Genomic DNA, 18,661 nt, shown 5'->3' on the forward strand with positions numbered 1-18,661 from the left:
ATAAACGATCGGAAACAGCGGCGGTGCCCCGAACGCGCTCGGCCCTCAAAACGCGTTCGGCGTGACCTCGACATCGGCGTACAGCGACTCCTTCATCGCGTTGTGGACGTGGCAGATCCCCTCGCCCAGCTCGACGACCTCCTCGATCTGGTCGTCGTCGAGGTCGGCCTCGACGTAGAGGTGAAATCGGATCGCAGTGAGGTCGTCGCTGTCGTCGAGGTCGGCTTCGGCCTCGGTTTCGATCTCCCCGAGGTCAACGTCGAGGTGGCGGTTCGCGCCGGCCCGACAGGCGAAAGTGAAACAGGAGGCGTAGTCGGCGACCAACACCTCATTCGGCGTCGGTCCCTCGGCCGTGGTCGCGTCGATGCTGAGTTCGAACTCGCCCGCGCGGCTCAGCGCGTGATACTTTCCCTCGTTGACGGTCGTGGTCTCGATGTCGGCCATACTACTTCGGATCACTCGGCGGGACCACAAAAATCCCTCGTGGCGCGGCCACCGCTCGTTCCGAAGCAGTCCTCACTCCAGGGTGAACGACTCGTCGCCCTCGAGGAGCACCGCCTCGGCCGTCGCACCGGCGGCCGCAAGTTCTCGCTCGAACTCCGCGGTGTCGATCTCGATCGGCGGGAACGTGTCGTAGTGCATCGGCGCGGCGTAGTCGACGCCGAGCCAGTCGGCCGCGATCGCGGCCTGTGCCGGCCCCATAGTGAAGTGATCGCCGGCGGGCAAGGCGGCGAAGTCCGGTTCGAGGAACGGGCCGATGACCTCCCGCATCTCGGCCATGAGGCTGGTGTCGCCTGCGTGATAAAAAGCCGTGCTGTCGGCGTCTGACGCCTGGGTCGGCTTCGCTTCGGAGACCACGAATCCGCCCGGCATCCCCGCGGCGGTCTCATAGCCTGTCTCGATGCCGTTGGAGTGGTCGGCCCGCACCATCGTCACCCACGCGTCATCACACTCGACCGTCCCACCGAGGTTCATCCCCATGCCGCCAACGGCGTCCTCGAAGCCGTAGTTGTCCTCGGCGTAACCGACGAGTTCCGGCGTCGCGACGAGGGTCGCGTCGTTGAACTCGCCCGCGTGTGCGACGTGATCCTCGTGGCCGTGCGTCAACAGCACGTAGTCGGGATCGTCGACGTCGGCCGGGTCGAGGTCCGTCTGTGGGTTCCCGAAGAACGGGTCGATCAACAGGTCGGTTCCGTCGACGGTGACGTACCACGTGGAGTGGCCGTGCCAGGTGAGTTCCATTGCGGGCGGGGGTACTCGGCTCACGGTCTTAATTATGATGTGTCTGTCCGAATCCATCGACGGCGTTAGGCCGACGGACGGACATGGGGACGTATGGAAATCCGACGGATCGACGGCGGCCGGCCACCGGATGCCGTCTCGGTGCGGCGGGCGGTGTTCGTCGACGAGCAAGGGGTTCCGGCGGAACTCGAACTCGACGGGAGAGACGAGGAAGCGACCCACTTCGTCGCCTCCGACGGCGGACGGCCGGTCGGGACGGCACGCCTGCGGGCGTACGGGGGGGCCGTCGATTGCGGGACCGACGACGAGACAGCAGGGCAAAGCGAGGGGACGGCATCGAAGGGGGCGACGGCGTCGGGTGAGGAAAGTGCCGACCCGACCGCGGTCGCGAAGGTCGAACGCGTCGCGGTCCGCGCCGAGCGCCGCGGCGAGGGGATCGGCCGCGAGTTGATGGCCGCCGTCGAGCGGGCCGCCGACGCGGCGGGGTACGGCCGACTCGTACTCCACGCGCAGGTCTCGGTGGTCTCCTTTTACGAACGACTCGGCTACGAGGCCGTCGGCGATCCCTTCGAGGAGGCGGAGATCCCACACCGGCGGATGAGCAAAGAGTTGTGAGCGCGCCGGGACGCGCCCGTCGTCGATCCGGGAACGCTTGTTTCGATCCGGGAACGCTTATAGCCGACCCGGGAGACGCCCCGGCTATGCGACGGATACGATTCCGCGACGCCGACGGGGAGGTCCGCTATGGCGAGTTGACCGACGACGGGACTGTCCGTGCGGATCCGACGCGGGACGGGCGGGTCACCGACGAGGTCGGAACGTTCGACGTCGAAGGCGTCGACGTGTTGGCGCCGTGTGAGCCCTCGAAGATCGTCTGTGTCGGGTTGAACTACGCCGACCACGCCGCCGAGCGGGGCTCGGAGGTGCCGGATCGGCCCCTGCTGTTCGTGAAGACCCCGAACACGGTCACGAGCCACGGCTCGACGGTCGAACTCCTCCCCGGCAAGGAGCAAATCGAGTACGAGGCCGAACTCGGCGTCGTCATCGGACAGCGGTGTCGGAACGTCGACGCGGCCGACGCCGAGGAAGTCGTCGCCGGCTACACTTGCGTCAACGACATCTCCAACCGCGACGACCAGCGTGTCGAGACGAACTGGGTCAGAGGGAAGTCCTTCGACGACGCGGCCCCGATCGGCCCCGCCATCGCCGCCCCGGAGGACGTCCCCGGGGACGCCGCGGTCCGGTGTCGGCTCAACGGCGAGTTGCGGCAGGACTCCTCGCGCGATCAGTTCATCTTCGACGTCCCCGAACTGATCGAGGAGATCACGACGTACATGACATTAGAGGAGGGCGACGTGATCTCGACGGGGACGCCGGAGGGCGTCGGCCCGCTCTCGGACGGCGACACCGTCGAGGTCGAAATCGAGGGCGTCGGGACGCTGGAAAACCGGGTCCGAATCCCGTGAGACGGGCTTCACAGGATCGGGGACGGCGTCCCGAGCAACCCGGAGACGACGAGTAGGCCGACCGCGGCGGCCGACGCGAGGAGATAGAACGGCCGGGCGTCGCGGGCCGGCTGGCGGATCTTGTCGTTGTCGACGCCGCGCATCGCCTTTCCGCTGCCGATCTCGACGAGCGCGGCGAGGCCGAACCAGAGCGCAAGCATCGTCAAGACGAGGTAGCCGCTCGTCGTCCCCGTCAGCGATCCGACAGTATACTGCGTCCCGGCGAGGTGCCCGCCCGAGAGGAACAACAACAGCGCGCTGATCCGCGTCACCCACCGCAGCGTCGAGACGATGCTCCCGAAGGCGTCCGGCGTGAGTTCGCCGTCCATCGCGAGCGGGAGCACCGCTGCGGCGACGAACAGCACCGCGCCGGCCCACAGCGCGGAGAATCCGGTGTGTATCGTGTACATCGCAGTGTCTACGACCATACCGTATCGCCGTCTGCCGGGGGCTTATAAGCCATCGTCTCGGAACCGCTTCGGTCGGATCGCCCCCGGGACCGGTCAGCCGAGTCTGGACGTGGCCCACTCGACGTCGTCGGGCGTGTCGACGCTCTCGAAACTGTCCAGAGAGCCGTGTGCGAGCAGGTCGTCCCGGTCGACGACCACCCGATCGAGCGTCGACAGCGGCTCGATGATCCGGGGGTCTTCCACCTCGAGGGCGCGTTCGCACGCTTCTATCGACGGGGCCGCCCGATACACGGCGTGGAGCGGCTCGAACCACTCGCCCGGCCGCGGGACGGCGGCCTCGTGGTCCGCCGCCCGTTCGAAGAGATACGAGAGGAGGTCGGGATCGAGAAACGGCATGTCGGCCGCTACGACGACCGAGTACTCCGTTTCCGCCGCCTCCAAGCCGGTCTCGATGCCGGCGACCGGGCCGCGGTCGGGGACCTCGTCGACGGCAAAACGGGGGTCGAGTCCGTCGAGCGCCCCCGCGATCGAATCGCGTTGGTCCTCGCGACAGTTGATCACCAGCTCGTCGGTCGCCGCACACAGGCGGTCTGCGACCCGTCGTATGAGTGGCGTCCCCGCGACGTCGACGACGGTCTTTTCGGTGCCGCCCATCCGAACCGACCGCCCGCCGGCGACGATCACGCCGCTCCTCGCGTCCATGTATCGATGGTTACCGCGTCTACCCTTTTGAACCGAACGGTTACCGGGGGTTCGCCGCGCCCCGTTGCGCACCCCTTAAGACCGACCGACCGCTTGCCCCACGTATGCACCCACGGGATCTGTCGGATCACGTCGCCTACGAGGCCGGTCGGGGGATCGAGGAAGTGGCCCGCGAGTTGGGCCTCGACCCCGACGACCTCGTGAAGCTCTCCTCGAACGAGAACGCCTTGGGACCCGCGCCGAAGGCCGTCGAAGCGATCGAGGCGTACGCGCCGTCGGTCCACACCTACCCGAAGTCCTCCGCCGCCGACCTCAGAGAGCGGCTGGCCGACCGACACGGCGTCACCCCCGCGCAGGTGTGGCTCGCAAACGGCGGCGACGGGGCGCTCGATTACCTCTCGCGTGCGCTGTTGGAACCGGGCGATAGCGTGCTCGTCCCGGACCCGGGCTTCGCCTACTACGCGATGAGCGCCCGCTATCACCACGGCTCGGTCAACGAGTACCCGATCCGGCGCGCCGACGACTTCGAGCAGTCCGCGGAGACAGTGCTCGACCACTACGACGGCGAGCGGATCGTCTACCTCACGAGTCCGCACAACCCGACCGGCAGCGAGATCGACCGCGCCGACGTCGAGACGATCGCCGAGGGAACCGCCGAGGAGACGCTCTCGCTCGTCGACGAGGCCTACGTCGAGTTCTCGGAGTCCCCCTCGATGACCGACCTCCTCGCGGACCGGGAGGACGTCGCGGTGCTCCGGACGTTCTCGAAGGCTTACGGCCTCGCGGGGCTCAGACTCGGGTACGCGGTCGTCCCCGAGGCGTGGGCCGACGCCTACGCCCGCATCAACACGCCCTTCGCCGCCTCCGAGGTCGCCTGCCGGGCGGGCCTCGCGGCACTGGAGGACGAGGAGTTCCTCGAACAGACCCTCGAAACCGCGGCGTGGGCCAAGGAGTACATCCGCGACACCATCGCGTGTCCGACGTGGGCCAGTTCCGGGAATTTCGTGCTCTGTGACGTCGGGGACGGGACGGCGGTCGCCGAAGCGGCCCAGCGGGAGGGGATCATCGTCCGCGACACGACGTCGTTCGGGCTGCCGGGGTGTGTCCGGATCACCTGCGGGACGCGGCAGGGAACGAAGCGCGCGGTGGCGGTACTCAACGACCTCCTATGAGGGTCGCAGTGACCGGGACCCCAGGGGTCGGCAAGACGACCGCGACGGAGGGTCTTTCGACCGATCTCGACGTGCTCCACCTGAACGACCTCGTCCGCGAGGCCGACCTGACCGAGGGGACCGACGAGGCCCGTGGGAGCCTCGTCGTCGATCTCGAAGCCGTCTCGGCGCGCCTCGAGGGCCGCGAGAACCTCCTCGTCGAGTCGCACGTCGCCCACCACCTCGACGTCGACCGCGCGATCGTGTTGCGCTGTCGCCCCGACGTCCTCGAGACGCGGTTGCTCGACCGCGGCGACGGCGAGGCGAAGGCGGCCGAAAACGCCGAGGCGGAGGCGCTCGACGTGATCCTCTCCGAGACCGTCGACCGACACGGCGTCGATGCGACCTACGAGATAGACACCACCGACCGGCCCGTCGGCGCGGTGCGCTCCGACATCGAGGCCGTCCTCGCCGGCGACCGTCGCCCCTCGGCCGGGACGGTCGACTTCACGGGGTATCTGTGACGCTCGACAGACTCAGGCCGCTGGCCGAGCGGGGACTCGATCCCTTCGTCGGGGCGGCCGATCGGGTCGGATTGAGCCCGGACGGCGTTAGCGTCGTCGCGATCGGGTTCGCCGTCCTCGCGGGGGGCGCATACGCCGTCGCCGGGACCGAACTGTGGGGGATCGGCCCGGTCCCGGCGCTGTATCCCGTCGGGGCAGCCTTCGTCTTCCTGAACGGGTGGATGGACCTCGTCGACGGGGCTCTCGCCCGGCGTCAGGGGGTAGATTCCGTATCGGGCGATCTGCTCGATCACGTCCTCGACCGCTATGCCGACATCGTCGTCATCGCCGGTCTCGCCGCGGGCGTGGAGGCGTACCTCCTCGGCTTTCTGGCGGTCACCGGCGTGTTGATGACGTCGTACCTCGGCACGCAGGCCCAGGCGGTCGGCCTCGATCGCGTCTACGGCGGCCTCGTCGGCCGCGCCGACCGCCTGGCTATCATCGGCACCGTCACCGCGCTCTCGCCGGCGGTCGCCGGATACTCGCCCGTCGGCTGGCTGTTGGGTTTTCTCGCCGCTGTGGGCCACCTCACCGCCCTCCAACGCTTTTCGGCCGCGATGGGCGCACTCGAGTGACAGCGCCGGCCCGGGAGGCGGAAAACCCTTTTGTGCCGACGCGGTAAGGGCGGGTATGGTCCAGTGTGAGATGTGCGGCACCGAGACGGGGTCGCCGAAGACGGTCAAGATCGAGGGGGCCGAACTCGACGTGTGCGACGAGTGTGCCGGCTTCGGGACGGAGGTGCGGACCGAAGACACGTCCTCAACGTCGACGAAGTACTCGACGTCCTCCTCGTCGTCGTCCTCCTCGTCGGAGTCGCAGTCGTCCTCACGCGGGTCCGGCAGCGGCAGCCGACGCGACATGTTCGACGAGATGGACGAGGTCGTCCAGGACTACGACGACCGTGTCCGGAGCGCGCGCGAATCCGGGGGCCACACCCAAGAGGAACTCGCCGACCGCCTCAACGAGAAGGCGAGCCTCATCCGCAAGATCGAACGCGGCGACGTGCTCCCCAGCGACGACGTCCAGCGGAAACTAGAACGCGAACTCGGAATCGACCTCTCGATGGGCGGGTCCGACGACGACGCCGAGTGGTCTGGCGGTTCCTCGACTGGCGGGACGACGCTCGGCGACGTCGTCAAGCGAAAAGACTGAACCGTGCGGGGGCGTCGCGCTCCCGACCCGAACGGCCGTTTCCGCGGCCGAAACGACCCGAATCCCTTTTGAACGGCACCGAATAGAGCCCGCATGGCAACGGGGCCGGCGACCGACGGCGACCGGACAAACGCGGGCGGGCGACCCTCGGCTCGGTCGATCGGTCGGACGCTGTTGTCGGCGCTCGTCTCGACGCCGGGACGGAGCACGGCGACGGTGTTGGTCGCCGGGCCGTACCTGTGGCTCGGCTACTACGTGGTCGGCACCGCGAGCGGCCGCCTCGACGATGTCATCGTCGGCGGCGACTGGCTGACGCTCGTGTTCACCACATACGCGCTGTTGTCGGCGCTCGCGCTCGCCCACCGGATTCTCCGTATCGGGGTGACGTCGCTGACCGTGGCGTACCTCCTCGACGTCCTCGCGCTGACGTGGTTGACCGCTTTCTACTTCGTGTGGATGCTGGCCCGGGAACCGGTCGCGACGTCGACGACGGTGTCGGAGCTATACACACCAGTTCTCGCCGGCGAGCCGGCGGCGCTGTTGCAGGCCGGAACCGTCGCGGTCGTCGCGGTCGTCGTGGCGGGGATCGTTCTGTTTCCCCGCGAGGACCGCCGACCGTTCAAAAACGAATTCCGGACGGCGCTCGTCACGTTCCCCGTCGTCGTGACCGCGGTCGTGTTGAGCGTCCGCCCCGGCCCGGACTCGTTGGTGTGGTCGCTCGTCGGTGGGGTGTTCGTCGGGACGCTCCTCGGCGGGCTCGGCCGGATCCACGTGATCGCGAGCGCGATCGCGAGGGGGCTTTTCGCGGCGCTGTCGCTGCTCGTGTGGGCGGCCGGTGCGCTCGCTTGGCTACTCGTGTACCGCCGACCGCCACCGAGCACCCACGTCGTCCTCGAACACGCCGGATGGACCCGCGAGGACGACCCCGAGGGCGACGCAAAAGAGGGGGCGAACCGCCGTCGATGACCGGGTTCGACCTCCGCGGCGAGCGACACCGGCTCAAACAACTCACAGACGACGGCGACGCGAAGCTATTCGAAAACAGAGCGGGCGTTCCGTGTCCCGTCTGCGGCGAGCGGTTCGCTCGGCTGTTCGTGGCCGAACGCGAGAGCGTCTCCTTTCCGGAAAACGACGGGTCGCGGTTCTGTCTCCTCCGGGACGGAGCCAGCGTGCACCTGTTTCGCCATTGACCGGGGGAGACGCTGCCGGGACGTTATTTATATATCCGGTCCGGTGGTCCTCGGTCCGATCGTCCGGGATCGGGAGCGAAAAAACCCCGGGACGGCGTCCGTATCCGGGTTCGATTTCGCCGGCGACACGGGCGGTGAAACGCCCCAAACCTAATTAGTGGATCTGGACCTACCGGAGAGTAACACGGCTACGGGCGATTCCCCCGCTCGCCGGACGCGCCACGAGGGACGGCGTTCCCGGACGCCATCCCGGACCCGACGGCCATCCGGGCTATACGAGGAACCCACAATGATCGACAATCTGCTTGGCGGCGACGACGACGATGGCTCCGACGAGAGCGACGCGGACGACATGGACGGTGGGCTGTTCGACGGGAACGAGAGCGACGACGACATGATGGGCGGCGACGACATGATGGGTGGCGACGACATGATGGGTGGTGACGATATGATGGGTGGCGACGACATGGGGTTCGACGACATGGACGACGGAGGCGGTGGGACGTCCGCGGAGATGGACAACCGGATCGACGAACTCGAAAACGAGGTCGCGTCGCTGTCGTCGACTGTCAACACGGTCAAAAGCGAGAACGAACAGATCAGCGAGTCGGTCGGCGAGGTCGAAGAGAACGTCCGGAAGCTGCTCGAGGTCTACGAGATGGTGACGCGCGGAGTAAATCCGTTCGTCGACGAGAACGAGATTGGTGACGCGTTCGGCGGCGGTACCGGGGGTGGCGCTGGCGGCGGTTCGATGGGGCTGTTCGGTGACGACGAGGACGAACAGGCCGACGTCGACGACGCCGTCTCGGCTGCGGACGCGGACGAGTTCTTCGACGACGACCTCGACGACGACCTCGACGGCGGGGACGGCGACTTCGACGACTTCGACGACGGTGACTTCGACGACTCCGACGACGGCTTCGACGACTCCGACGACGGCTTCGACGACTCCGACGACGGCTTCGACGATTTCGATGACGGCGGCTTCGACGGCACGGACGGCGATGCCGACGACGACGGGGGTGGAGGCGACGGGAAATCCTTCGAGGAGCTCAAAGCCGAATACGACTCCGGGGAGGCCGACTGGGACGACGAAGGCGAAGACGCTGTCGACGCCGCCGACGAGGCGGACCCGGTCGGGAACGCAGCCGACGCGGAGCCGACCGAGGGAGCCGACGACGGCGTTTTCGACCCCGAGGGGTCCGACACGGACGACGAAATTGGATCATCGACGGCCTCCGAACCGATAGCGGCGACGGTGACAGAAGACGTCGACGAGGGTGTCACAGACGCCGACTCCACCGGGAGCGCCGGGACGGCGTCAGCCGATACCGGACCGCCCGTGGGCGGTGGAAAGCCCTATCTCGACACCCTCCCGTCGGGATACGTCGCTGACATCGTCGTCATGGACTGGCTGGAGTTCCTCGTCGAGGAGGCGGGAGTCGACGGGGCGGCGCGGACGATCGCCTATTACGAGGCGATCGATTGGATCGACGAGGCGGCCGGAGAGACCCTACAGACGTTTCTGAATGGATTCGGTGACGGCGCCGAGACTGATCCCGACCCCCGATCCTCGCTGACCGTCGCCCACCACAACCGGAGCCTCCGATTCATTAGCCGGATCGCGAACCCGGATATGGAGCTGGTGGCGTTCGACGAGCGGGCCGAGGCTGGAGCCTCCGGGCGCGGGTCGGAACGGAACGCGGGACCGGTGCCGCGGGCGTCCGACGGGCAGGGCGTCCGGTCCGGGCGGCCCGACGGGCGGGGCGTCGAGTCGGACGGCGGCCGGAACCTCGCCGGAAGCTGGGATCGGGCGTCCGGGGGCTCGCACGATGAGGGCCGCTCCGAACCCGGATCGCGGTCGGGGGGACGGCCCGCGGACGAAGAGACCGGTCGGACGGAATCGGGGTTCGACTGGGGCGACGAGGGGACGGAGTAACGCCACTATGCAAGACACACGAAACATACGCTCGCTGGGACTCGAGGACCACGACCGACTCAACAAGGAGCTGGGGGGCGGGATCCCGCGGGGGAGCATCGTCCTCATGGAGGGTGATTACGGCGCCGGCAAGAGCGCCATCTCCCAGCGGTTCGCCTACGGGTTCTGCGAGGAGGAGACGACCGTCAGTTTCCTCTCAACGGAGCTCACGGTCGGCGGTTTCCTCGACCAGATGCACTCGCTGTCCTACGACGTCGTCGATCACCTCCTCGACGAGCGGCTGTTGTTCCTGCACGCCAACCTCGACACCGGTGGCGTCCTCTCCGGGGGGAACGACGACGAAAGTCGGATGGACCTGCTCACGCGTCTGATGGACGCCGAAACGATGTGGACCGCCGACGTCGTCATCGTCGACACGTTCGACGCCATCCTCCGGAACGACCCGACCTTCGAGGCGCTGATCCGGAAGAACGAGGAGCGACAGGCCGCCCTGGAGATCATCTCTTTTTTCCGCGATATGATCTCCGAGGGTAAGATCATCGTGTTGACGGTCGATCCGTCGACGGTCGACGGCGACGCGATCGGGCCGTTCCGGGCCATCGCCGACGTGTTCATCGAACTCGAGATGGTGGAGGTCGGCAACGACGTGCGCCGACAGGTCTCGGTGAAGCGCTTTGCGGGTATGGGCGAACAGGTCGGTGACACGATCGGGTACTCCGTCCGCTCGGGAACCGGAATCGTCATCGAGAGCCGAAGCGTCGCATAATGACGGAACTGGGAACCGCCAAACCCTCGGACGAACTCAGACAGGCCGCGGCGAACAGACCGCACCTCCGCGAGCACCTCAAGAAGTTCAAACAGATAACCGGGGAGTTCCCCCTGTTCATAGAGGAGGCCGACGGCGAGTACGAGACGAACCGACCGAACGTCCTCTACCCCGTCGGCGGGCCGATCTACTGTCACATCTACGGCGACGTCGGCCGCGACATGAAGTACTACGCGATCGAACCGACGCTGTCAGGCGACGAGATGGAGGTGTTCGAGGGGATCAAAGACGAACTCCTCCGACGCAGCGTCACGAAGGCGGCCCCACAGAGCGAGTCCGAGTACGGCGACCGGATCGAGGAACTCCTCTCGGAGGCGACGCAGATCGAGGGCGAAGAACCCGAGGACCTCCTCGAACGCATCCGCTTTCGGATCGACCCCAACACCGAGGAAGTCTCGCGGGGCACGTTCGAGAACATCCGCTATCGGTTGAACCGCGACATCGTCGGGTTGGGCCCGCTCGAACCGGTGATGCGCGATCCGGCCAACGAGGACATCCACGTCATCGGCCCCAACGAGTGTTACGTCGACCACAGCGTCTACGGGATGTTGAAAACGACGGTCGACTTCGGAACGGAGGCGGAGTTCGACAACTGGCTCCGGAACATGGGCGAACGGATCGGCGACCCCTTGAGCGACTCGGACCCGATCGTCGACTCGACGCTTCCCGACGGCTCCCGGCTGAACGTCATCTACAGCGACGACGTGAGCCTGAAAGGGCCGAGCCTCACGATCCGCCAGGGCGATGACGTCCCCCTTTCTGTCAACCAGATTACAAAATGGGGGACGCTGTCGCCGGAGCTGGCGGCGTACCTGTGGCTCTGTCTCGAGAACGAACAGACCGTCTTCGTCGTCGGCGAGACGGCCTCGGGGAAGACCACGACGTTGAACTCCATCATGTCGTTCATTCCCCGGGACTCGAAGATCTACTCGGCGGAGGACACCGCCGAGGTGATGCCGCCCCACGACACCTGGCAGCAACTGCTCACGCGGGAGGGCGGCGGCGAGGACTCCCAAGACGTCGATATGTTCAATCTCGTCGAGGCGGCGTTGCGGTCGCGCCCCGAGTACATCATCGTCGGCGAGGTTCGCGGCGAGGAGGGGCGGATGGCCTTTCAGGCGGCCCAGACCGGCCATCCGGTCATGTTGACGTTTCACGCCTCCGACATCGTCTCGATGATCCAGCGCTTCACCGGCGAACCGATCAACGTCCCGGAGACGTTCATGGACAACGCCGACGTCGCGCTGTTCCAGAACCGCGTCAAACAGGGCGACGACGTGTTGCGCCGGGTGACGAGCGTCCAAGAGATCGAAGGCTACTCGAAGGAGATGGACGGCGTCGTCACCCGCCAGGCGTTCTACTGGGACCCCGTCGAGGACGAGATCGTCTTCCAGGGGATGAACAACTCCTACGTCCTCGAGGACCAGATCGCCGAGTTGCTCGGCTACCCCGACACCCGAAAGATCTACGACGACCTCCAGTACCGCGCGGACATCATCGAGCGGATGATCCAGGAGGACATCCTCGGTTACCACGAGGTCAACGACGCGATCGCGAGCTTCCAGCGCGACGGTATCGAGGGCCTCCCGTTTACCATCACCCGGAGTGATTGACTGTGGGTACCGCCGGACGCACCGCCCAGGCGACCCAACTCGCCGGATCGATTCTCGACGCCTACGACCGGATGGAGATGGACACGCGGCGGTACGTGCTTACGGTGCTTCTCCCGACGACGGTCCTCTTCGTCGGGACGGTCGCCCTCGCGATCGCCTGGCCGACGCTGTTTCTCGTTCGGTTGCTGTTGCCGGTGCTCGGGCTGGTGTTTCTTGTGACCGGCGTCGCGTACCCAAAGGTCGCGGTCGACCGCCGCCGTATCGGGATGGAAAATCGGTTTCACCTGATGGTCACACACATGACGGTCCTCTCGACGACGAACATCGACCGGATGGAGGTGTTCCGGAAACTCGCAAACGAGGACGAGTACGGCGAACTCACCGTCGAGAACCGCCGGATCGTCCAGTTGGTCGACACCTGGAATCAGAGCCTCGACGACGCCCTGCGCCGCCGTGCCAAGCAGGTTCCGAGCGATTCTCTCACCGACCTCTATGACCGACTCGCCTACACCCTCGGCGCAGGCCAGGAGATGTCGGATTTCCTCTTCGAGGAGCAAAGCGTCATAATCGAAAACTACAGTACGATCTACGAGCAGTCCCTCGAGAACCTCGACGTGATGAAGGACCTGTACCTGTCGATGGTGCTGTCGATGACGTTCGCGCTGGTCTTCGCCGTCGTTCTCCCGATCCTGACGGGGACGAACCCGACGTGGACGGTGGCGGCGGTCATCGCCATGTTCGTCTTCGTCCAGCTGGGCTTTTTTCTCGTCATCCGCGCGATCGTCCCCTACGACCCGCTTTGGTACGTCGAGGAGGGCTACCGGACGCGTTCGAAGCAGCTCCTCGTGGGGAGTTCCGCGGTCGCCGTTGGGCTGTTCTCGCTCGTCGTCCTCTCGATGCTCGCGAGCACGTTCGGCGTCGCGCCGTTTCCGACGCTGGTTCCGATGGGAGCCATCCCGCAGCCGCTGTATCTGGCGATCCCGACGCTGCCGTTTTTATTTCCGGCGTTCGTCTTCCGCCGGCAGGAGCGGGCGATCATCGACCGCGACGAGGAGTTTCCGAGCTTCATCAGGGCGCTCGGGGCCAGCGAGAGCGCGAAACAGTCGACCACGTCGATGGTGTTGCGGACGCTTCGGAAGAAGGACTTCGGGGCGCTGACCGAGAACCTCGACGACCTCTATCGCCGCCTCAACATGCGGCTCGACACCGAGAGCGCCTGGCGGTACTTCGCCGAGGACACCAACTCCTACGTGATCCAGAAGTTCAGCGAGATGTATCTCATCGGCCGCGAAATGGGCGGGGACCCGAAGCTGCTCGGGGAGTTGATAAGCAAGAACATGAACGAACTCGCACAGCTCCGCGAGCGCCGCCGACAGGTCGCGGTGACGCTCGTCGGACTGCTGTACGGGATCAGTGCCGCGTCGGCGTTCGCCTTCTTTACCGGCCTCGAGATCGCGGTGATCATGGCCGGGTTCGACATCGACGTCGGCAGCGGCGCGGTCGATTTCGGCCAGCTCATCCACACCGAGATGTACAACGTCCCGCTGTTGCGGTATTTGTTGTTCCTCGTGTTGTTGTTCAACGCGGTCGTCTCCTCGTTGACGATCCGGACCGCCGACGGCGGCCACTACGGCAATGCGCTGTTGCACTTCGTCGGGTTGATCTGGGTCGGCTGTCTGACCGCTGTCGCGACCGAATCGCTGATCAGCATGCTCCTCGATGTAGACCTATGAGCGGGGAGGAACGCGCCGTTGCGGACTTCGTCGGCCGGTTCGCCCGGAACCCGAAGACGGGCGTCGGCGACGAACCCGAACGCGCTCGCGTCGTGATGAGTCAAAAACGGCTCGTCGTCGCCGGCGAGGACCGGATCGCGGTGCCGCTGTCGTCCGTCGTCGACGTCGTCGTCGGCAACGTCCCGCCGAACCTGCGTGACCTCTTCGATTCGACCGTCACAGTAGGGTACCGAGAAAACGATAGCGTCGAGACCCTCCTCATCGAGGGGGGCGACGAAACGATGGCGAAGTTCCAGACGGTCCTATTTAAGTGCCTCCTCAACGGGACGAAAGCGCGGGTCAAACACCCGGCCAGAGTCGGCGGACGAGTGGCTGACAGCCCGGTCCGGACCGCGAAGCTCTCGATCACGTCCGAGCGGGTCGCGTTCGAGACCAGGGCCGGGACGGTCGGGATCGACATCACGAACGTCGTCGGCTTCGAGCGCACCGAGCGCGCCCCGGACGGGACCGAGCGCCCGACGCTCCTGGTCAGACACGCCGACGACGGCCAGGTGACGATGTCGCTCGTCGCGCCGAGTTCGACGCGTCGGTTGAACCTCCTCGGGCGGTTCCTCCGGATCGAGTACGGCCAACTGCTCTCGGCGGTCGCCGACATCAACCTCAGCGAACCCGAGACGCAGCTTCTCGTCGCGGTCTACGCCACCGGGGGCGACATCGACTTCGCGAGCGTCCTCGACGGCGACGCCGCCCGGGCCACCAACGTCGTGAACTCGCTGCGCGAGAAGGGCCTGATCGAGGAGGACCCGGCGGGGATCTCCCTGACGACTCACGGCCAGGTCGTGGTGACCCAGCGGGTCGAGGACGTCAATATATGAGCCGTCACGCCCGCCCGTAGGGACCGAGCCGCGTGCCGTCCAGCAGGTACGCCTCCCCATCCCGGAGGCCGGAGGGCAGAAACGGCGAGAGGAAGCCCTCGTCCTCGTTCACCGCCGAGCCGCCCGAACGGTCGTTGAACGCCGGGCAGACGACGAGCCGATCCCCGACCGCGTCGTAGCCGGAAAACCCCGCGGGATCGAGCCGTCCCCGGAGCCAGACGCGCTCGGTCCGGGACCCGCCGACCGCGTCGGTCAGCCGGACGAGGGGGTGCTCGTGGGCGGCACAGACCAACGGCGCGGCGGCGACTCGATCCGCGGGCCAAGTGTGGCCGTGACAGAAGCCGACGTCGCCGATCCGAACGCCGTCGCCGTCGGCGACCTCGACGTTGCCGATCCCGTCGGTAACGGCCTCGATACCGCCGTCGTGGTTGCCCTTCGCGACGGTTACGGGGCACTCGGCTGCGACACGATCTAGTAGGGTCCGAAGCTCCGTTCGCTCTTCGCGCCCGGCGGTCCCGATTGCGTCGCCGAGGTCGCCGAGGAACACCACCCGATCGACCGACACGCGGGCCAAGAGCGCGAGTAGCCGTTCGCGGCGGTTCGCGGCGTGGCTATCGAGTTCGACGCCGTCGCGCCGGAGACCGACCTCGATGCCGGCGTGGTAATCAGCGATCACGAGGGCGCGCTCGTCGCCGCAGTCCGCGACCGCGGCGGGTTCGTCGGGGACCGGATCGAGCATTCAGATCCGCTTCAGCGTGTCGTCCGAGGGCTCATAACACCGCCCGCTCATCAACGCGTCCTGTATCGCGTCCTCGACGTCGGCGGGGGCGACCCCGCGTGCGTCGGCGACCGCCGAGACGAGCTCGTCGCGGTCGACCCCCTCGCCGTCGTCGAGGTCGCCCATCGTCGCCACGACGGCCTCGTCGAGGTCGACCGGTTCGGCGTCGGCCGGTGTGTCGGGCTCGGCGTCGCCGGCCGCTTCCGCTTCGGGGGTATCGCCCCCCGCGCTCTCGGAGGCGGGCGTTTCTGCTGTGTGGGGCTCGCCCGGTTCCCCGTCGACCCCGGTGGCGTCGGTCCCGGTGGCGTCGGTCCCGGTGTCCGGCTCGGCGTCGGGAGCCGTCCCCGCCCCCTCGGGTTCGATGTCGGCCGGTTCGACCTCGTCGGCGGTCGAGAACTCCGTCCCGTACTCCTCCTCGACCGCTTGGCGTTCGGACTCGTCGAGCTCGAACTCGCCGGGATCGACGTCCTCGGGATCACTGAGCGCGTCGTCGCCGACGGGCTCCGGGTCCGGCGTCGGACCGTCGAGTGGGTCGGCGGCATCCGTGCCCGCCCCGAGGCTCGATTCCGCGCCGGGATCCGATCCCGTTTCCGGGGTCGGCTCAGACCCGGGCTCGGACGGCGTCGTCGGCTCCGAGTCCGCCGCCGCATCCGACATCGACGCCGGTTCCGCGGTCGTATCGGCGTCCGCCGGCGGTCCTGGATCGGCGGCCGTCTCCGCGGTCGCTTCCGGTTCGGCATCCGTCCCAACACCGGTTTCCGGTCCCGGCTCCGTTTCGGACGTCGGGTCGGGATCGGGTTCCGGTTCCGGTTCCACACCCGCGTCCGGCTCCGCGCCGGCATCGGCGGCGTCGGATCCGTCGTCCCCCACGCCGGCCGCGGCCGCCGCGCTCTCCGGCGTCGGCGCCCCGGCGAGATCGACCGTCGCCAGCTCGCCCGCGTCGCCGGTTCCCTCCCCCGGCGCGAGTTCGAGCTCGGAGACCGCCTCGCGCTCGCCGGCGACGACCGCGACGGCCTCGAGGGCGACCCGCCTGAGATCGGCGAGGTACGCCGGCGTCGTCCCGTAGTAGTCGACCGCGAGCGCGACGCCGTCGGCCAGTCGGTCGTCGACGCCGGCCTCGGCGAGCGCGGCCCGAAGCTGATCGCCGACGAGGCCCGATTCGATCGCGGCGGCCATCACGCCGATCCGCTCGAGCGTGCGCTCGGCGGCGGTCACGACCCACCGGTCCCTCGTTTCGGCGTCGACCTCGCTCACCGTCTCGGGGCGAACCGAGCTGTAGATCCGGTCGCCGTCGTCGGGTTCGTACGTTCGGGCCTTCCCCGAGAGCGAAAAGAAGGCGGGCGGGTCGGCGCGCTCGAGGACCGCCAGGGCGTCGGGTTGGTACTGCCCGGCGTAGGTGACGAATGCCCCCGTCGGATCGACGAGTCGGCCCCGGACCATCTCGGGGTTCACGTCGTCGACTTCCGTGAGGACGCCGATGGCGAAGAGGCGGTTGACCCGCGCGCCGGTCGGCGTCACGACGTAGTTCGGGGCGCGCTCCTCGTTGCTCTCGCTGTAGGAGCGCTCCGAATCGTCGAACTCGACGGCGAAGAGCCGGTAGGCGACTTCCCGGCGGCCGGGGGCGGACCCGGACCCGGATTCGGAGTCGCTCATCCCTTCACCTCCGCGAGGAAGGCCGCCGCGCGCGCCTCGGGGTCCGCGTCGCTCTCGGCGAACTCGGAGGCGTTGAGATTCGCGCCGTACTCGTCGACCGACAGCGACCCCCGGACGCGGTACGCCCGGCCCTCGAGTCGGGTCGCGATCCGGTCGGCGACGACGTCCCGGTTCATCTCGTCGCGGGCGTGCTCGAGGGCGTCCTCGAGGGTGCCGCCGTAGACCTCGGCGGTCAACTCCCGGTCGAGGATGGCGGTGACGGTGTCGGTACCGTCGTCGAGGATAGCCTTCACGCGCAGGTCGTCCTCGGGGTCGACCTGGCCGTGGGTGCGACACTGGTCGTTCTGGACGACGCGGCCACACTCCGGACAACGCTGGATGAGCCCCGAGCCGTCCCGGACCTCGATGACGTTCCCCGTCAGGAGGACGTCGTAGACGCCGCCCGAGGCGACCGCCTCCCGTACCGACAACTCGGTCGCGGAGTCGCTGACGTCGACGGCGGCGACGGGGGCGACCGACGAGAACTCCGTGACGTTCACCGAGGGGACGCCGCGGAACTCGTCGACGTAGACGTCCGCCAGACGCACCGACGCGCCCTCGGTGAGTTCGTCGTGGGGAGCCCAGTCGGTGAAGGGGAGCCGCGTCGTCTCGTCGCCCACCTCACCGCTGAGGATCTCCGTCTCGCCGTCCCGACCGTCGATCGTCCGGCGCTCGACGTCGAGAACCCGGACCTCGATCGTTCGACCGCGATCGCCCGCTTCGAGCTCGATGAGGTCGCGCTCGCCGCCGACCGGGTAGGGGACCTCGAGTGGGTCCTCGCGTACGGTCACCGTTGTCGACCCACCGAGGTTCAACTCCGGCTCCCCGTCCCATTCGCGGACGCCGGCGTTGCCCGCGGTGATCGTGTCGCCCGACGACAACGAAAAGTCGTTCCAAGCGGTGTAGGAGATCCGCCCCGACTCGTCGGCGAGCTCGCCCTCGAAAATGATCTGCTCGTCGCCCTCATATTGGATGGACCGCTTGCCGACGGTCAACACCCGCGCCGAGACAGTCACGTTGCCCGACTCCGGCGTGATGTCGGCGATGTCCGTCTCCGAGGGCGTCCCGCCGCCGCTCGGCCCGCCGTCGCCGTACTTGCGGCGCAGGCTCTGTTTGGCCTCGTCCATCGGCACCGAGTACGAGACGAGCTTCTCGAGATCCGCCTTGACCTCCGTTTTGTCCACGCCGAGGGTGGAGGCGAGCTCCTCGGCCGCGTCGTCGAGACTCATACCGGACGGTTCGTCGCCCCGTGGCAAAAGGGTTCGTGACGCCCGGCGGGGTTTATAAACC

General features: G+C 67.5%; 20 protein-coding genes. 13 read left to right on the plus strand and 7 right to left on the minus strand.

Annotated elements, in window-relative coordinates; genetic code table 11:
* Positions 1 to 45: 45 nt before the first annotated feature.
* Complete coding sequence (locus tag NMLP_RS10325; RefSeq protein ID WP_015410056.1) at positions 46 to 444, minus strand: OsmC family protein; 399 nt, start codon at positions 442 to 444, stop codon at positions 46 to 48.
* 72 nt (positions 445 to 516) lie between these two features.
* Positions 517 to 1,242, minus strand: coding sequence for a metal-dependent hydrolase (locus NMLP_RS10330; protein ID WP_015410057.1), 726 nt, complete (start codon positions 1,240 to 1,242; stop codon positions 517 to 519).
* 93 nt (positions 1,243 to 1,335) lie between these two features.
* Between NMLP_RS10330 and NMLP_RS10335 the strand changes: the two genes are divergently transcribed.
* A complete protein-coding gene (locus NMLP_RS10335; RefSeq protein ID WP_015410058.1) occupies positions 1,336 to 1,857 on the plus strand; it encodes a GNAT family N-acetyltransferase in 522 nt (173 codons plus the stop codon).
* An 86-nt stretch (positions 1,858 to 1,943) separates the two neighbouring features.
* Positions 1,944 to 2,708 carry a fumarylacetoacetate hydrolase family protein gene (locus NMLP_RS10340; RefSeq protein ID WP_015410059.1) on the plus strand — a complete coding sequence of 255 codons (765 nt, stop codon included), beginning with the start codon at positions 1,944 to 1,946 and terminating at the stop codon, positions 2,706 to 2,708.
* An 8-nt stretch (positions 2,709 to 2,716) separates the two neighbouring features.
* Here the strand turns inward: NMLP_RS10340 and NMLP_RS10345 are convergent, their stop codons facing one another.
* Positions 2,717 to 3,175 carry a hypothetical protein gene (locus NMLP_RS10345; RefSeq protein ID WP_015410060.1) on the minus strand — a complete coding sequence of 153 codons (459 nt, stop codon included), beginning with the start codon at positions 3,173 to 3,175 and terminating at the stop codon, positions 2,717 to 2,719.
* A gap of 75 nt (positions 3,176 to 3,250) precedes the next feature.
* On the minus strand, positions 3,251 to 3,859 hold the full coding sequence (locus tag NMLP_RS10350) for a molybdenum cofactor guanylyltransferase (protein WP_015410061.1): 609 nt from the start codon (positions 3,857 to 3,859) through the stop codon (positions 3,251 to 3,253).
* Between the two features lie 104 nt (positions 3,860 to 3,963).
* Here NMLP_RS10350 and hisC point away from each other — a divergent pair, with 104 nt between their 5' ends.
* The 11 genes from hisC (at position 3,964) to NMLP_RS10405 (ending at position 14,901) form a co-directional block, all read left to right on the plus strand.
* A complete protein-coding gene (gene hisC, locus NMLP_RS10355; protein ID WP_015410062.1) occupies positions 3,964 to 5,031 on the plus strand; it encodes a histidinol-phosphate transaminase in 1,068 nt (355 codons plus the stop codon).
* Positions 5,028 to 5,534, plus strand: a complete 507-nt coding sequence (locus NMLP_RS10360; protein ID WP_015410063.1) for an adenylate kinase family protein — start codon at positions 5,028 to 5,030, stop codon at positions 5,532 to 5,534. The genes hisC and NMLP_RS10360 overlap by 4 nt, the downstream gene beginning before the upstream one ends.
* Complete coding sequence (locus tag NMLP_RS10365) at positions 5,531 to 6,148, plus strand: CDP-alcohol phosphatidyltransferase family protein (RefSeq protein WP_015410064.1); 618 nt, start codon at positions 5,531 to 5,533, stop codon at positions 6,146 to 6,148. Before NMLP_RS10360 ends, NMLP_RS10365 begins: the two co-directional genes overlap by 4 nt.
* A 55-nt stretch (positions 6,149 to 6,203) precedes the next feature.
* The gene (locus tag NMLP_RS10370; protein WP_015410065.1) at positions 6,204 to 6,725 is read left to right on the plus strand and encodes a multiprotein bridging factor aMBF1; all 522 of its coding nucleotides are present in this window, start codon (positions 6,204 to 6,206) and stop codon (positions 6,723 to 6,725) included.
* Positions 6,726 to 6,818: 93 nt separating this feature from the next.
* Entirely contained in the window at positions 6,819 to 7,691 is an 873-nt protein-coding gene (locus NMLP_RS10375; RefSeq protein WP_015410066.1) for a hypothetical protein, read from the plus strand.
* Complete coding sequence (locus tag NMLP_RS10380) at positions 7,688 to 7,915, plus strand: DUF7385 family protein (protein ID WP_015410067.1); 228 nt, start codon at positions 7,688 to 7,690, stop codon at positions 7,913 to 7,915. Before NMLP_RS10375 ends, NMLP_RS10380 begins: the two co-directional genes overlap by 4 nt.
* Positions 7,916 to 8,204: 289 nt before the next feature.
* A complete protein-coding gene (locus NMLP_RS10385; protein ID WP_015410068.1) occupies positions 8,205 to 9,854 on the plus strand; it encodes a FlaD/FlaE family flagellar protein in 1,650 nt (549 codons plus the stop codon).
* Positions 9,855 to 9,861: 7 nt separating this feature from the next.
* Positions 9,862 to 10,620, plus strand: a complete 759-nt coding sequence (locus NMLP_RS10390; RefSeq protein ID WP_015410069.1) for an ATPase domain-containing protein — start codon at positions 9,862 to 9,864, stop codon at positions 10,618 to 10,620.
* On the plus strand, positions 10,620 to 12,293 hold the full coding sequence (locus tag NMLP_RS10395; protein ID WP_015410070.1) for a type II/IV secretion system ATPase subunit: 1,674 nt from the start codon (positions 10,620 to 10,622) through the stop codon (positions 12,291 to 12,293). The genes NMLP_RS10390 and NMLP_RS10395 overlap by 1 nt, the downstream gene beginning before the upstream one ends.
* A 2-nt stretch (positions 12,294 to 12,295) precedes the next feature.
* Positions 12,296 to 14,026, plus strand: a complete 1,731-nt coding sequence (gene flaJ / locus NMLP_RS10400; RefSeq protein WP_015410071.1) for an archaellar assembly protein FlaJ — start codon at positions 12,296 to 12,298, stop codon at positions 14,024 to 14,026.
* Positions 14,023 to 14,901: a CheF family chemotaxis protein gene (locus NMLP_RS10405; protein WP_015410072.1), complete on the plus strand. Its 879-nt coding sequence runs from the start codon at positions 14,023 to 14,025 to the stop codon at positions 14,899 to 14,901. The genes flaJ and NMLP_RS10405 overlap by 4 nt, the downstream gene beginning before the upstream one ends.
* Positions 14,902 to 14,905: 4 nt before the next feature.
* On the opposite strand, the gene NMLP_RS10410 is transcribed toward NMLP_RS10405, so the two are convergent.
* Genes NMLP_RS10410 through NMLP_RS10420 form a run of 3 tightly spaced genes read right to left on the minus strand, consistent with a single transcriptional unit; the run spans position 14,906 to position 18,600 of the window.
* A complete protein-coding gene (locus tag NMLP_RS10410) occupies positions 14,906 to 15,640 on the minus strand; it encodes a metallophosphoesterase (protein ID WP_015410073.1) in 735 nt (244 codons plus the stop codon).
* Positions 15,641 to 17,332: a rpa-associated protein gene (locus NMLP_RS10415; protein ID WP_015410074.1), complete on the minus strand. Its 1,692-nt coding sequence runs from the start codon at positions 17,330 to 17,332 to the stop codon at positions 15,641 to 15,643.
* A complete protein-coding gene (locus NMLP_RS10420; protein ID WP_015410075.1) occupies positions 17,329 to 18,600 on the minus strand; it encodes a Single-stranded DNA binding protein in 1,272 nt (423 codons plus the stop codon). The genes NMLP_RS10415 and NMLP_RS10420 overlap by 4 nt, the downstream gene beginning before the upstream one ends.
* Positions 18,601 to 18,661 lie beyond the last annotated feature (61 nt).

The sequence above is a fragment of the Natronomonas moolapensis 8.8.11 genome, assembly GCF_000591055.1.
GTDB lineage: Archaea > Halobacteriota > Halobacteria > Halobacteriales > Haloarculaceae > Natronomonas > Natronomonas moolapensis.

Bases quoted from the DNA above. Each gene is read 5' to 3' on its own strand.
- NMLP_RS10390 (WP_015410069.1), top strand. From the start codon at position 9,862: ATGCAAGACACACGAAACATACGCTCGCTGGGACTCGAGGACCACGAC.
- NMLP_RS10375 (WP_015410066.1), top strand. From the start codon at position 6,819: ATGGCAACGGGGCCGGCGACCGACGGCGACCGGACAAACGCGGGCGGG.
- NMLP_RS10385 (WP_015410068.1), top strand. From the start codon at position 8,205: ATGATCGACAATCTGCTTGGCGGCGACGACGACGATGGCTCCGACGAG.
- hisC (WP_015410062.1), top strand. From the start codon at position 3,964: ATGCACCCACGGGATCTGTCGGATCACGTCGCCTACGAGGCCGGTCGG.
- NMLP_RS10325 (WP_015410056.1), bottom strand. From the start codon at position 444: ATGGCCGACATCGAGACCACGACCGTCAACGAGGGAAAGTATCACGCG.
- NMLP_RS10345 (WP_015410060.1), bottom strand. From the start codon at position 3,175: ATGGTCGTAGACACTGCGATGTACACGATACACACCGGATTCTCCGCG.
- NMLP_RS10360 (WP_015410063.1), top strand. From the start codon at position 5,028: ATGAGGGTCGCAGTGACCGGGACCCCAGGGGTCGGCAAGACGACCGCG.
- NMLP_RS10370 (WP_015410065.1), top strand. From the start codon at position 6,204: ATGGTCCAGTGTGAGATGTGCGGCACCGAGACGGGGTCGCCGAAGACG.
- NMLP_RS10405 (WP_015410072.1), top strand. From the start codon at position 14,023: ATGAGCGGGGAGGAACGCGCCGTTGCGGACTTCGTCGGCCGGTTCGCC.
- NMLP_RS10410 (WP_015410073.1), bottom strand. From the start codon at position 15,640: ATGCTCGATCCGGTCCCCGACGAACCCGCCGCGGTCGCGGACTGCGGC.
- NMLP_RS10420 (WP_015410075.1), bottom strand. From the start codon at position 18,600: ATGAGTCTCGACGACGCGGCCGAGGAGCTCGCCTCCACCCTCGGCGTG.
- NMLP_RS10380 (WP_015410067.1), top strand. From the start codon at position 7,688: ATGACCGGGTTCGACCTCCGCGGCGAGCGACACCGGCTCAAACAACTC.
- NMLP_RS10415 (WP_015410074.1), bottom strand. From the start codon at position 17,332: ATGAGCGACTCCGAATCCGGGTCCGGGTCCGCCCCCGGCCGCCGGGAA.
- NMLP_RS10340 (WP_015410059.1), top strand. From the start codon at position 1,944: ATGCGACGGATACGATTCCGCGACGCCGACGGGGAGGTCCGCTATGGC.
- NMLP_RS10395 (WP_015410070.1), top strand. From the start codon at position 10,620: ATGACGGAACTGGGAACCGCCAAACCCTCGGACGAACTCAGACAGGCC.
- NMLP_RS10330 (WP_015410057.1), bottom strand. From the start codon at position 1,242: ATGGAACTCACCTGGCACGGCCACTCCACGTGGTACGTCACCGTCGAC.
- NMLP_RS10335 (WP_015410058.1), top strand. From the start codon at position 1,336: ATGGAAATCCGACGGATCGACGGCGGCCGGCCACCGGATGCCGTCTCG.
- NMLP_RS10350 (WP_015410061.1), bottom strand. From the start codon at position 3,859: ATGGACGCGAGGAGCGGCGTGATCGTCGCCGGCGGGCGGTCGGTTCGG.